This is a genomic window from Colwellia sp. SU-HH01172 (genome assembly GCF_057553355.1).
This window is the reverse complement of the sequence record NZ_BAAJMB010000002.1, coordinates 392,124-405,805: the sequence shown is the minus strand read 5'-3', so window position 1 is coordinate 405,805 and position 13,682 is coordinate 392,124. Positions and strand designations below refer to the sequence as shown.

General features: G+C 38.7%; 14 protein-coding genes. 3 read left to right on the top strand and 11 right to left on the bottom strand.

Translation table 11 applies throughout. The annotated features are described in order from the left end of the window. Window positions 1-11: 11 nt before the first annotated feature. A complete protein-coding gene (locus AC27JP_RS08925; RefSeq protein ID WP_487114151.1) occupies window positions 12-1,622 on the top strand; it encodes a cytochrome D1 domain-containing protein in 1,611 nt (536 codons plus the stop codon). A 97-nt stretch (window positions 1,623-1,719) separates the two neighbouring features. Here the strand turns inward: AC27JP_RS08925 and bcp are convergent, their stop codons facing one another. Both bcp and AC27JP_RS08915 read right to left on the bottom strand, forming a co-directional pair. After that, a complete protein-coding gene (gene bcp, locus AC27JP_RS08920; RefSeq protein ID WP_487114149.1) occupies window positions 1,720-2,193 on the bottom strand; it encodes a thioredoxin-dependent thiol peroxidase in 474 nt (157 codons plus the stop codon). 9 nt (window positions 2,194-2,202) lie between these two features. Then, window positions 2,203-2,730 carry a glycine cleavage system transcriptional repressor gene (locus AC27JP_RS08915; RefSeq protein WP_487081157.1) on the bottom strand — a complete coding sequence of 176 codons (528 nt, stop codon included), beginning with the start codon at window positions 2,728-2,730 and terminating at the stop codon, window positions 2,203-2,205. Between the two features lie 335 nt (window positions 2,731-3,065). Here AC27JP_RS08915 and bamC point away from each other — a divergent pair, with 335 nt between their 5' ends. Further along, entirely contained in the window at window positions 3,066-4,151 is a 1,086-nt protein-coding gene (gene bamC, locus AC27JP_RS08910; RefSeq protein ID WP_487114147.1) for an NlpB/DapX family lipoprotein, read from the top strand. A gap of 67 nt (window positions 4,152-4,218) precedes the next feature. Here the strand turns inward: bamC and AC27JP_RS08905 are convergent, their stop codons facing one another. From AC27JP_RS08905 to AC27JP_RS08875, 7 genes are all read right to left on the bottom strand, one after another. Continuing rightward, on the bottom strand, window positions 4,219-4,422 hold the full coding sequence (locus AC27JP_RS08905) for a hypothetical protein (protein WP_487114146.1): 204 nt from the start codon (window positions 4,420-4,422) through the stop codon (window positions 4,219-4,221). A gap of 86 nt (window positions 4,423-4,508) precedes the next feature. Next, window positions 4,509-5,192 (bottom strand): M15 family metallopeptidase, encoded by a 684-nt coding sequence (locus tag AC27JP_RS08900; protein ID WP_487114381.1) that lies wholly within the window; start codon window positions 5,190-5,192, stop codon window positions 4,509-4,511. A gap of 14 nt (window positions 5,193-5,206) precedes the next feature. Further along, window positions 5,207-6,352 (bottom strand): succinyl-diaminopimelate desuccinylase, encoded by a 1,146-nt coding sequence (gene dapE, locus AC27JP_RS08895; protein WP_487114144.1) that lies wholly within the window; start codon window positions 6,350-6,352, stop codon window positions 5,207-5,209. A gap of 41 nt (window positions 6,353-6,393) precedes the next feature. Beyond that, window positions 6,394-6,741 (bottom strand): ArsC family reductase, encoded by a 348-nt coding sequence (locus AC27JP_RS08890; protein ID WP_487114142.1) that lies wholly within the window; start codon window positions 6,739-6,741, stop codon window positions 6,394-6,396. Window positions 6,742-6,754: 13 nt separating this feature from the next. Continuing rightward, the gene (locus AC27JP_RS08885; RefSeq protein ID WP_487114140.1) at window positions 6,755-7,135 is read right to left on the bottom strand and encodes an ACT domain-containing protein; all 381 of its coding nucleotides are present in this window, start codon (window positions 7,133-7,135) and stop codon (window positions 6,755-6,757) included. A 465-nt stretch (window positions 7,136-7,600) separates the two neighbouring features. After that, a complete protein-coding gene (gene pta / locus AC27JP_RS08880; RefSeq protein WP_487114138.1) occupies window positions 7,601-9,709 on the bottom strand; it encodes a phosphate acetyltransferase in 2,109 nt (702 codons plus the stop codon). 2 nt (window positions 9,710-9,711) lie between these two features. After that, window positions 9,712-10,914: an acetate/propionate family kinase gene (locus AC27JP_RS08875; protein WP_487114136.1), complete on the bottom strand. Its 1,203-nt coding sequence runs from the start codon at window positions 10,912-10,914 to the stop codon at window positions 9,712-9,714. 170 nt (window positions 10,915-11,084) lie between these two features. Here AC27JP_RS08875 and yfbV point away from each other — a divergent pair, with 170 nt between their 5' ends. Beyond that, complete coding sequence (gene yfbV, locus AC27JP_RS08870) at window positions 11,085-11,510, top strand: terminus macrodomain insulation protein YfbV (protein ID WP_487114134.1); 426 nt, start codon at window positions 11,085-11,087, stop codon at window positions 11,508-11,510. A gap of 10 nt (window positions 11,511-11,520) precedes the next feature. Here yfbV and rlmA read toward each other — a convergent pair whose 3' ends face one another. After that, window positions 11,521-12,345, bottom strand: a complete 825-nt coding sequence (gene rlmA, locus AC27JP_RS08865) for a 23S rRNA (guanine(745)-N(1))-methyltransferase (protein ID WP_487114132.1) — start codon at window positions 12,343-12,345, stop codon at window positions 11,521-11,523. Window positions 12,346-12,405: 60 nt separating this feature from the next. After that, a complete protein-coding gene (xthA, locus tag AC27JP_RS08860; RefSeq protein WP_487114131.1) occupies window positions 12,406-13,215 on the bottom strand; it encodes an exodeoxyribonuclease III in 810 nt (269 codons plus the stop codon). Window positions 13,216-13,682 lie beyond the last annotated feature (467 nt).

Sequence of the window (13,682 nt, the reverse complement as noted above, 5' to 3'; positions counted from 1 at the left end):
AGTATGAAGTCATGTTAGAAACAAAGTTAAATTGCTTAAAGCACATGCCAAAACTGATGAAGAGCGTTATTTTCTCATCAATTTTGGTGTTGCCATCGGTTGTTAGCGCTCAAGAAAAAAGTGCTGAGTCGCTTTATCAAGAGCATTGTCAAAGTTGTCATGGTGTTGACCGAATGGGCGCTATGGGGCCAGCATTATTCCCAGAAAACCTGTCTCGACTGCGCAAAAACAAAGCCACTAAGGTTATTCAAAATGGTCGTGTGGCAACGCAAATGCCATCATTTAGTGAAACGTTAAGTGTCGAGCAAACTAAGCAATTAGTGGAGTATATTTATACTAAGCCAAAAACTGAGTTAACCTGGTCAATGGCTGACATTGAAGCAAGTAACATTCAGCACTTTGATCAAAGTAAATTACCGAATAAGCCGCAATTTGAAGCCGATTTAATGAATTTATTTATCGTTGTCGAATTAGGCGATCATTCAGCTACTTTGCTAAACGGCGATACGTTTGAACCGATCACGCGTTTTAAAACTCGCTTTGCATTACATGGCGGCCCAAAATATTCTCCAGATGGTCGTTATGTTTATTTTGCCTCTCGTGATGGCTGGATAAGTAAATACGATATATACAACATGAAAGTTGTTGCGGAAGTTCGCGCGGGTATTAATACTCGAAATATAGCGATATCATCAGATGGTCAATATGCCATTATTGGTAATTACCTGCCGCATAACGTTGTTATACTCAACACTGAAGATTTATCACCGGTTAAAGCGATTGCAACTGTCGACAGTGAAGGTGTCAGCTCTCGAGTAAGCGCGGTTTACAATGCTCCACCGCGCCACAGTTTTATTGTCGCCTTAAAAGATGTTAAAGAAGTGTGGGAAATTCCATACAGCGATAAAGGCGGTGTAGAAGTATTTAAAGGCTGGGCGCATGATTATCGTAAAGACAGCGGTGAAGGAAAAGTGGAAAATTGGAAAGTGGATGAGCAGTTTCCCGTGCGTCGGATACGCACAGCTGACTTCTTAGATGACTTTTTCTTTGACCTTGAATACATTAACTTAATTGGTGCATCGCGCGACAGCCATACCGGCCAAGTTATTAATCTTGATGCTAAAAAGAAAGTCGCGACCATTCCAATGGCTGGCATGCCACATTTGGGCTCAGGCATTACCTGGGATTATCAAGGTAAAACGGTTTTCGCTTCACCAAATATCAAAGAAGGGCTGGTAACTGTTATCGACATGGATAACTGGACAGTGATCAAAGAAATTGAAACTTTAGGCCCTGGCTTCTTTATGCGTAGCCACAGTAACTCACCTTATGCATGGGTTGATGTGTTCTTCGGCCCAAATAAAAACAAAGTGCATGTTATCGATAAAAGCACCTTAGAAATTGTAAAAACATTAGCGCCTGTAGAAGATAAAACCGCAGCGCACGTTGAGTTCACAAAAGACGGTAAATACGTATTGCTGAGCATTTGGGATAAAGACGGTGCGGTAATCATTTACGATGCCAATAGCTTAAAAGAAATTAAACGTTTACCAATGAAAAAACCATCGGGTAAATATAATGTTTTTAATAAAATTAATTATGAAAAAGGCACTAGCCATTAATTAATAGAATTTTTAAACGAGATCTACCATTAGCAAAAAGGCGAAACAACATTGTTGTTTCGCCTTTTTTAATACCAACTGAATGAGTTAATACATTCTAATTTAGATCATTTAGCACGTCTAAAACCACTTGGTGATGGTCTTTTGTTTTAAACTTATTAAACACATGGGCGATTTTACCGTCAAGACCAATTAAGAAACTTAAGCGATGAATACCGTCATATTCACGGCCCATGAATTTCTTTAAGCCCCACACACCGAAAGCGTCAGCAACACTATGGTCGGGATCTGATAATAAGGTGAAGTTTAGTTCGTCACGCTGACAAAATTTAGCTAAGCGCTTAGGCTCATCAGGACTAATACCAAATACTTGGGTATTTAATGCGTCTAGTGCACTTTTTTCATCACGCAAACCTTGAGCTTGTACAGTACAACCTGGGGTCATTGCTTTCGGGTAAAAATAAACTAGAATTTGCTTTTTACCGATAAAGTTAGCAAGGTTTACCTCTTGCTCGTTTTCATCTTTTAATGAGAATAGTGGTGCTTGTTCACCTACAGTTATTGTTTTCATAGTATTCCTTTAAAATAAATTTGATTGCACGCTTTTAATGCAGCCTTGTACATCAAACTGTTCACATAATTCGACAAAATCACTTTCCAGCTGCTCTATGCTGGTATTTTCCCGTAAAGCAATTAATATTGCTGCACTCATATGGTTAGTTTCTTGATTAATCTCAGACTTTAATGATGAAATATCTATATTGCGGGTAGCAAAAAATGCTGTTACTGCTTTTAAAATTCCAGGTTGATCAATACCAGCATAGTTGGCTTGATAGTGATGAACGAAATCGCGTTCGCGATAACCTGAAGTTCTTTTCATCATGGTAATTAATTCAAGTTCATGAGCAACCCCAGGAAGTTTACTTTCTAACTGGTAGATGGCTTTATTAGTGCCATTAAGCAACATAATGAGGGTAAACTCTAAACCAAATATCGCCATTCTACTGTCAATGATATTACAACCACATTCACTAGCAAGTTTGGTTAAATCGCTAACACTTCCGGTGCGATCTGGCCCCATTGCAGTTAATACTAAATACTCACTCATTTATAAACCTAGGTACCATAGAAAAGCGCTATTGTAACGTATAGATTGTTATTTAAAAACTAACTAATTTTTTTTGATAAAAACACCTTGATATCTTGTGTTTGCTTTTTCAGGCAAGTACCATGGAGCGCTGATTAATTTGCTGTTAATCTGCTGATTTTAGGATTAGATTAATTTCTTGGGAACTTAGTTCTACTTAGGCAATCAAAAACGGCATTATCGTTTTATACTCGAATTTTAGTTGATAAAAAACAGCGATAATATGGCATTAATCATAAGTATTATAAAAGCAAAATTACATTTAAAGATTCAGGTTTGTATCCTCGGGAGTGTTAATGAATCGCAAGATATTTTATTTTTCATTATTGAGTGTCGCAGTAGCAAGTTGCGGTACTATTAATAATAAGCAAGCTGTAGGCGATTTTGAGTACGCAAATCAACAAGAAGCAAAAGCATTGGTGATACCCGCTGGATTAGAGCAACCATTTCAAGCTAACACCTATGCGGTAACAAACAAAATAAATAGAGAAGGACCTGTTGGCACACATGTTGATGTTCGTGCGCCTTCTTTAGTATTGCCGATAGCGGCTTCTACGCGTGTAGAAAACAATTCGGCAGAAGCGAAAGTGTGGTTTGACCAAGTACTGGATGACAGTGATCTCAAAATTTTTATTGTTGATGCCTTAAATGCACAATTGGCAGCAGACAATGTCGCTCTAAAAAGAGTTGATGATTTGGGGCGTGTCTATGAATCGGATTGGTACCATAAAGAGGTAGAAACCGGCACTTGGCCATTTAAGTCAATATCGACATCAGAAAGCATCCGTTACCGTTATACACTTGAAGATAAATCTCATGGCCGCAGTGCTGCCTTGAAGGTTGAGTTAATTGAATATTTAAAGACCGATGCCAGTGGTGGCAGTAAACGTATTAATTTAATCGATCAACAGCGTGCAGAAATGAACATGCTAAATGAGATAATTTCGCAAGTTGATTATAAATATCGTTTGAAGCAACAAGAAAACCGCTTACTACGTGCGAACCAAAAATTTGTTACTTTAGGCGAAAACAGCAAAGCTGAAGCGGCTTATATTGTTGAGATCAGCGCTGATTTGTTGTGGTCAAATTTACCGCTATTCTTTGAAGATCATGGTTTTAATATCAATGATCTCAATGAGACAGATAAAGTTTATTTTGTTGACTATGTGCAGCCAGAATCTAGTCTGTGGGATAGCATTTGGGGTGATGACCTGCCCGTTGTCGAGTTACCAAATGGTAAATATCAATTTAAACTCGAAAGTGTTGACAAACAATCATCTGTGACCATATACAATGAGCAAGGTGTTGCCTTGCCGGCAAGTAGTTTAGAGAAAATATTTGACGTTATGGAACCTGGGTTATCTTTTAAGGATGCCTTTTAAGCTGGTTATTGTGACTTTATAGAATATAAAAAAACTCCGTTAATCGGAGTTTTTTTATGGAATTATTTTAGTGTGACTTTTTTGAAAAGGTTGTTTTGTTCGCTTCAGTTTTATTTGACCTAGGTAAGGTTTCTTTTAAATCGTTTAAGCCTTTTTTACGTAACGGTGTTTTGGCACTTTTTTGAAAAGTACTAAAATTTCCAATCAAGATCACTAGTGCAATTATAATGATAACAGGCGCGACCCAACTTGCGCTCAGGATACTACTCATAAATAAATTCTCCGACTTTGCAATGACGCAAATAATTATTCGTACTTTATTTTTTGAAGCTAAGCGATCATTAGATCGACATTAGCCTATGGTGCTATTGCGGCGACATTGCAAATGTAGCGTTGATATAATTTAGGTAACCATTGTAATAATTGTGCCTTACCTTGTATATCACTATTGTTGAGCACTCGTGCTAATAACGCTTCATTATGTAATTGTTGGTATTGGCTGGCAATGGGCTGGTACGAAAGGTGCCAAGGCTCAGCCGCAACACCACCGCGAAATTTATCATAGGGGCAATAAAAGCCGAACTTTGCCGCATTTTTTGCTAACCAAAGTGTTAATGGATAAAAAGGACCGCTTTCCTGATATTCCCATGGCTCTAGTTGCAGTTCGTGCTCATCTGGCAATAAGTTAGGCGCATAAACATCAATATCACAACCCCAATGGTGACGACTGGCGCCAGGTAATGCTGAAAACAACATAATGGCATGAATTTTTTTAATATCGTCAAGTTGTGAAAGTTCTATTGGTTTATTCTGCTGATCTTTCACTAAGGCTTTGCCATTAAATTTATTCTGCCAAATGGCCAGCTGTCGAGAAAAGCTTCTAAAGCCACTGGCAATTTTAAGCTCGATATTATCTGCTTGCGCAGCCGATTGCATGCTCTTGTAAGCATCAAGCATATCACGATGAATGCCCAGTTTTTCATTCAACCAATGGATATGCTGATCGGTTTGACCGGTTAATATCAGTTCAAGTTCCGTCATCACGTCTGTGTCACTTAGCTATCAGTTAGCGCATTAACTAATGTTTGGTAATAAACATCAGTCAGGGTGATGAGATGCTCAACAGAAACACTTTCATTAACTTGGTGTATTGTGGCATTGCACGGGCCTAACTCTACAACCTGAGCACCGGTAGGCGCAATAAAGCGGCCATCAGAAGTACCACCACTGGTTGATAATTGCGCTTGAATGCCACTGCATTGTGCAATTGCTTTCGTCACTGAATCGACTAATGTACCTGGCTCTGTAATAAAAGGCTGGCCATTAAATACCCAATTTATTTCGTAATCGAGTTGGTGTTTAATGAGCAAAGCTTCAACCTTATCAACAATCATTTCGGCGGTTAGCTCAGTACTGTAGCGTAGGTTAAACCATGCAGTTAAATGGCCTGGAACAACATTGGTGGCGCCTGTACCTGATTCTATATTCGATAGTTGAAAGCTTGTTGGCGGGAAGTAGTCATTGCCATTGTCCCAATGTAACTGACTTAACTCAGCCAATACTGGCATTGCAGCGTGAATAGGGTTAATAACATGCTCTGGGTATGCTACATGTCCTTGTTTTCCATGAATATGCAGTTCACCGGAAATTGAACCTCGGCGGCCATTCTTAACGACATCGCCAAGTTGCTTAGTGCTAGAAGGCTCGCCAACAATACAATAATCAATCTTTTCCTGCCGAGCCTCTAACGTATCTATCACTCGGGTTGTGCCATTAATGAAGGGGCCTTCTTCATCACTGGTAATTAAAAAGGCAATTGAACCGTTATGATCAGGGTGATCGGTAAGAAAGCGTTCAGTGGCAACTATCATAGCCGCTAAACTTCCTTTCATATCAGCAGCGCCACGGCCATAAAGCATGCCGTCTTTAATTGTTGCTTGAAAAGGTGGTGTTTGCCATAATTCCAAATTACCAGCAGGCACAACATCAGTATGGCCGGCAAAACAAAATACTGGCCCAGTTGTACCGCGACGTGCCCATAAATTGGTGGTATCTTCAAAAACCATAGTTTCATTATTGAAACCATGAAGTGCAAGGCGCTCAGCCATCAATTCTTGGCAACCGCAATCTTCTGGTGTTACAGAAGGGCGATTAACAAGCGCTTGGGTAAGGGCGATAGTTTGGTCAGTATGGATTGTCATTATTACTATTTTATCTTCGCTGTTTTTTCTAAGTTAAATATTTATTGTTTGAACGTTGATTGATAAATATCTTCTTTAAAACCAACAGTTAATTTACCATCTTTGATCAGTACCGGACGTTTGATCAATGTCGGCTGTTCTAACATGGTTTTAAAGACACTTTCTTTTGATAAGTTATTTTTAATATTTTCGTCTAGGTTTCTAAACGTCGTACTGCGCTTGTTAAGTAAATTATTCCAATCAGTTAACTCAAAAAACTGAGTTAATAAGGTTTCAGAAAAACCGTCTTTTCTAAAGTCATGAAATGTATATTCAACGTTATTTGTGGTTAACCATTTTTGTGTTTTTTTAACTGTATCGCAATTGTTGATACCGTAGAGAGTTGTCATAAGAGGTCCGAAATTATATTACTTGGTAATTGTGCTGTATTAGAGCTGTTTTTGCTGCTTCAAACTTGTCAGATTTTACTAAAACATAGTCGGTATCAAAAGTAGAGATGGCAAAGATACTAATTTTCTCATTCGCTAATACTGTTGATATACTCGACATGATACCAGTTAAAGAAAAGTCCAAAGGGCCGACAACTTCAAACGCTTGCCAGCCGTTTTCAACTTCTTCACTGTCAATTTCAATATGCTCTGGTAGCACAAGTGATATTTCATCATAGGTTTTGGCTAAGAAAAATATTGGTGCGTTAAATACCACATCAGGAATTGCGCTTTCAGGCCTTAGGCTATGAATGGAAAATGTTTCACTTAAACGACGCAGAGTTAAATTGCTCATAATTCAAAGTAGCTTATTTAGTATGTGATGTAGTTACTATAGCGGTTAACGCTAAGGAACTCTAGCAATTATAGTGATAGTAAAGTGCAATATTGTAATGAAGGCCTAACAATTAAAAATCTGGTTAACCAGTGTTAATGTGCTTTTCGTATCAATATATTGGTTTGCGAAGTGTATTATGAGCTTTATAGCGTTTATAACAGCCATTAAAGCGTAGTTAAGTTGGCAAAGGTTTATTAAATGATATCCACATAAGCTGTGGATATCATTGTGTGCAACTGATGTTTAACTATCTAATATGTTGTTTTATATGTATTTATATTGTTGGTTAAAAAGTACCACCTAAATATCACTGTGGTTATTAGTTAATAAGTTATGGAAATAACAACTTAACAATAAAAAAACTAAAAGATCTCTTTATTTAGAAAAGAGATCTTGATTAATGTTGGTTTTTCTCTCTTTTAACTACATATATGCTTGAATTGCAGTCAATGCTATTGTGTAGACAATATCATCAACTAATGCTCCGCGAGAAAGATCATTAACGGGTTTACGCATGCCTTGTAGCATAGGGCCAATACTAACTAAATCAGCTGAACGTTGTACCGCTTTATAGGTTGTATTCCCGGTATTAAGATCAGGGAATACAAAAACATTTGCTTGGCCTGCAACTGGGCTATTAGGCGCTTTTTTACGAGCAACATTTTCCATAATCGCCGCATCATATTGTAGCGGTCCGTCAATGATCAGATCTGGTCTTTTCTCTTGTGCAATCTTAGTTGCCGCCGCGACTTTTTCAACATCAGCACCAAAGCCAGAAGTACCGGTACTGTAACTGATCATGGCAACTTTTGGCACAATACCGAACTGAATTGCCGAGTCTGCTGATTGAATTGCAATATCAGCGAGTTGTTCAGCATTTGGCTCAGGATTTATGGCACAATCGCCATAAATAAGTACCTGATCTGGTAATAACATAAAGAAGATAGACGATACTAATGAGCTGCCTTCAGCTGTTTTAATTAACTGTAGAGCAGGGCGAATGGTATTGGCTGTTGTGTTTACCGCACCAGAAACTAAACCATCAACTTGACCTAGTTGCAGCATCATAGTGCCAAGAGCAACGTTGTCTTTTAGCTCTTGCTTGGCAACCACCTCAGTTAAACCTTTTGCTTTTCTCAGTTCAACCATAGGAGCGACATAGTTATCACGAATATTTTCCGGATCTGTAATTAACAAGCCAGCCGGTAAATGAATACCTTGTTGTTCGGCGGTACGTAAAATGGTTTCTTTGTCACCGATTAGCTGACAACGAGCAATATTACGTTCAACACAAATTGCAGCTGCCTTAATGGTACGAATATCAGTACCTTCTGGTAAAACAATTAATTTATTGGCTTGTCGTGCTAACTCTGTGAGTTTATGCCTAAAGGCCGGTGGTGACATTTTGTCACTAATGGTAGCCTTGTTACTTAATTGCGTTAGCCAATCACTTGATAAGTTATCAGCAACATACTCTTTCACTTTGTCTTGACGCTGAATATCATCTTGTGGAATTTCTGGATTAAAATTCATTAAATGGCGAGAGGTTTGCCAAGTATCCCAAGGTACTGAAAGTACCGGCAAACCTGCATCAAGCGCTTGTTGACAGAGGTTTATAATGTTTTCATTGGGTACGTAACCATTAGTTAATACAAGTGCCGATACTTTGGTACCATTAAGCGCTGATAAACAGGTGGCGATAATAATATCGGTGCGATCGCCAGGGGTTACTATTAAACGACTCGGTTGCAAATGACTCATTAAATTGCCAACACTGCGAGCACAAAAGCTAATGCTACGAATGCGTCTATGTTCCATATCACCACTGTTGATAATATCGGCATTTAAATAATTGGCGATATCTAATACCCGAGGAGCGATTAAGTCCATTTCCCACGGTACTGTACCAAGTAGATCAAAATGACGATTTTTAAAAATGGCTAGATTGACCAGCGGAGCTAAGTCTAATGCTTGGTTAAATTCGTTTTCGCGAGGCAATAAGCCATATTCATCTTTATCGGGAGAGTTAATTTTATTGACGATACAGCCAATTAATTTAGGATTTTTTATACCACCGAATGTTTCTGCACTCATTTCAATGCGATCTTCAAACTCTTCAACAGAATCATTGTCTTGGGCAGCGACTAACACAATTTCTGCGGATAGGGCTTGGGCGACGTCACGGTTTATTCGACCCGCATAAGGTTGTCTTGTGGTTGGGATCAAGCCTTCTATAATGACGACATCATGTGCTTTATCAACAAGGTTAAAGTTTTCAACAATCTGCTCTAAAACAATATCGTTGCGGCCATCACCGATTTGTTGTTCAACATAGGACAGTGCCATTGAATCAGAATTTTCTGTGTTAGCCTTTTTGCCTGCTTGAGAACGAACATTACGTGCAGGTTGTGAAATAGGCTTGAAATGACCAACATTTATGCCTTTTTGCTGGCATGCGTGGATTAAGCCTAAAGCGATACTGCTTAAGCCAACACCAAAACCGGCAGGTATTAACATAATACGATGTGCCATGATTAGGACTCCTGACTTAGTAGTTGAAAGGTTTGTTCGGCAATAACCCATTCTTCATTGGTAGCAATGACCCATGCAGGACGAGAGTCGTCAGAGGTTATGCGACCAGACTTACCAAAACGATTAGCGACATTGGCATCAACATCAGTTTTAAAGTTGAGCAGCCCCAATTGAGAGAGAATTTTTTCACGAATAATATCTGAATTTTCGCCAATACCGCCAGTAAAAATAATACCATCGAGTTCAGTTAAACTGGCGGTAAATGAGGCAATTGATTTTGCGATACGGTAACAAAACACATCCAAGGCTAATGCTGCTTGTGGGTTATTGTCTTCAAGGTAGGCCGTTTCAATGGTGCGGCAATCATTACTGAGTTGTGATACCCCTAGTAGACCACTTTGCTTATTCAGCATAGTATCAACTTCTTCAACGGTATAATTAAGTTGGTTCACTAAGTGAAAGATAATGCCTGGGTCAACGTCACCACTGCGGGTGCCCATCATCACACCTTCTAATGGTGTCATGCCCAAACTGGTATCGACACTTTTGCCATCTTTAATTGCTGCGACACTGCAGCCATTACCTAAATGAGCACTAATGAAACTGCATTGCTCTAAAGGTTTATCAAGTAATTTTGCCGCTTGTTGGGCAACAAAATAATGGCTAGTGCCATGGAATCCGTAACGTCTAATGCCGTGCTCTTTATATAACTTGTATGGTATGCCATAAATAAAGGCTTTTTCTGGCATAGTTTGATGAAATGCCGTATCAAAAATGGCGACTTGCGGTAAGCTTGGGAATGACGACTGTGCTGCCGAAATACCAGTTAAATTAGCTGGATTATGCAAAGGTGCTAAACGAGCAAGTTTTTCGATTGTTGCTTTTACATCTTCATTAATTAATGTTGGTTGATAATAGGTTTCACCACCATGAACAACGCGGTGTCCTATCGCGGATATACAAGTTACCAAATTATGTTCACTTAGGTATGCCACCAAACATTGAATGGCCATTTCATGATCGAATGGCGATGGAATAGCTTGTTGCTCTTTTTTGCCGTCATGCTTAATTTTAATGATGGCTTGCTCTGACAACAAGCGTTCAGCTAAACCTGATAATAGTGTGGCACCATTTTCTGGATTAATTAACGAGAACTTTAATGATGAACTGCCACAATTTAAAACTAAAATAAAATTATTTTCCATAATTAACAAAACGCCGTCTTTACAATATCTTAATGGCGTTCATTATAGTCCAATAAATTGTTAAAAGTGTTGATGTTGTGCAATAAAATGTAATTGAGGCAGGTCTTATTGGTAAGAAGTTAACAACTTTGTGCTATCTTTTAATTAAACCTTGTTGTAGTGTGTCGCCTATGAAGTTATCTGTATTTGAAATTATCACGCTGGGTCGAAAGTATATGTCTTTGTGGCCTGCTCGCGCTGAACTTGAACAGTATTTTGCAGACTACCAAGCGGTTAAAGTTAGCCGTTTGGTTTGTCGAGTGATGCCTGGCTTAGCACTATTTTGTTTTATAATGCAGCTATATTTGGGTTCAATGGCAATTTTGCCACAAGCACTTTTGTATAGCTTATGTATTTTAAGCTTTCCATTGCAGGCTCTGATCTTTATGGGGGTTAAGGCAGATAAATTTCTGCCTCCTGCACTGTCAAGTTGGTATAAAGAAAGTGTCGCTAAAGTTAACCAGAATGGTGGCGAGGTAAAATTATCAACCCAACGTCCACGTTATCTAGATTTAGCCCATTTATTGAATTTAACCTTTAAAAACAGTTCACATTAACACGATAGCGCTATTTTATTGGTTTTTGATAAAGCCGGATCAAAAAGTCGGCCTGACAAGTAAAGTCTTTCGTATTGGCTAAGCTTGCTTTTACTTCGTCACTGGCTTTAAAAGCAAATGGCGTCATCGACAGTAAATTTAAGCTATCTTCACCGCTTTTCAAGTTCATATCATAAGAAACACTTTCTTGATGCATTAAGGTTAAATGTTCAATCGGTAATTTTTCTTCGTCATGCTCTTTGGCGTCTTGATAAATACATTGCTTTAATTGCATTAAATGTTGCTTAGCGGGCGTCACTGTTAGCAAATAACCGCCTTGGGCTAATACGCGGGTAAACTCAGTTTCTAAAATCGGTGCATATACCGAAAATATCCATGAAAATTGTTGCTCAGCAAAGGGCAATTTTGACAAAGTTGCGACGCTGAAGTGGCAATCACGATATTTTTTCCCGGCCTTTTTTATTGCTTCTTTGGCAATATCAACACCATACACTGTATTTTCTACCGTGCTATGTTGATGGGTATAATAACCTTCACCGCAACCGGCATCTAAAATAGTTGCAGGTAAGTCACTTTCAGCCATAGTTTGCTGGTATAGCGAAACAATTTTATCGACTAATGGCTGGTAATAACCTTGCTCTAAGAATGCCCGTCTGGCATTGACCATAGCTTTATTGTCGCCAGGATTTTTAGAATGCTTAAATTGTACCGATAATAAGTTGAGGTAGTTCTCTTTGGCGAGATCGAAACTATGATTGTTTTCACAGCGATAAAGCTTTTCGTGGCTAACAAGTGGTAAATTGCAAAGGGGGCAGGTGTAATGCAAAGGAGTCATATTGTTTCTTTAAGTTTTTTAAAGCGCAAGGGACTCGCCCTTACGCTATCAGTTTGAAGGTTATTTGCTAAATGTTGACCAAATTGGCGCATGATCAGAAGGTTTTTCTATTCCTCTTAGTTCATAGTCAACATCTGATTCTATACAACGTTTGGCAAAGCTTTCAGTAGCTAACACCACATCAATACGTAAGCCGCGATTATCATCAAAGCCACGCGAGCGATAATCAAACCATGAATACCTTTCTTCACGCGTTGGGTGTAATTCCCGAAAAGTATCTTTAAAGCCCCAATTCATTAACGTGGCCAACCATTCTCTTTCTTCCGGTTGAAAGCTACATTTGCCGGTTTTTAACCAACGTTTACGGTTGGGCTCGCCAATGCCAATGTCTAAATCAGTTGGAGAAATATTGATATCGCCCATTACGACAACATTTTCTTCTGGGGTGTGATTTTCATTTAAGTACTGCATTAAATCTTTATAAAACTGGCGCTTATAAGGGTACTTAGTTTCATGGGCAATATTATCGCCTTGTGGGAAGTAACCATTGAGTACGGTAACCTTTTCACCATTCTCATCGGTAGTTTCCACCATGATCATACGCTTTTGTGCTTCCTCGTCATCAGTAGGAAAGCCTTTGGTTACAACGTTTGCTGCTTTTTTACAAAGCATAGCAACACCGTAATGAGCCTTTTGACCATGAAAATATACTTGGTAACCCATTGCTTCGACATCCGCTAATGGAAAGGCCTCGTCATGTACCTTTATTTCTTGTAAGCCAATAATGTCAGGTTCGTGCTTATCAATAATTGCTTGCAGCTGGTGTAAGCGGGCACGTAGGCCGTTAATATTAAAAGAGATGATTTTCATAAGCTAACTCAATAATTATTTTGCGCTAATGCTAACAGAAGTTATATACCCAAGCCACTTGAAGATGCATCTTCAGGTGGTGATGCAGTTTCAGAGTTAAGTTAGGAAGTCAGAACAAGACGCAGTACCAAGGTAATGGTTACTCCCTTATCAACTACTGCACAGGCTTTTTGCTCCAGACAAAACCTAAGTACATGCATGCATGTATGCAACACTGAACTGCTTTTCTCGACTTGCTGAACCCTGCACTTTCAGGTGGATTGGGTATGAATAAGCGCGAAATTGAATTTACAGTTATCATTTTACGTTACAAGATACGACATACTTTGTTACGGTTTTTTAACATTAGCTAGTAGTATGTTTTTTCACCCTTGTTATAAACTGCTGGCATAGGTTATATTGGAATGAAAATATTTTTCAGATGTTAAACCTTTTTTATTCAGTAAGTTAGTTGAGTTAATGCAATA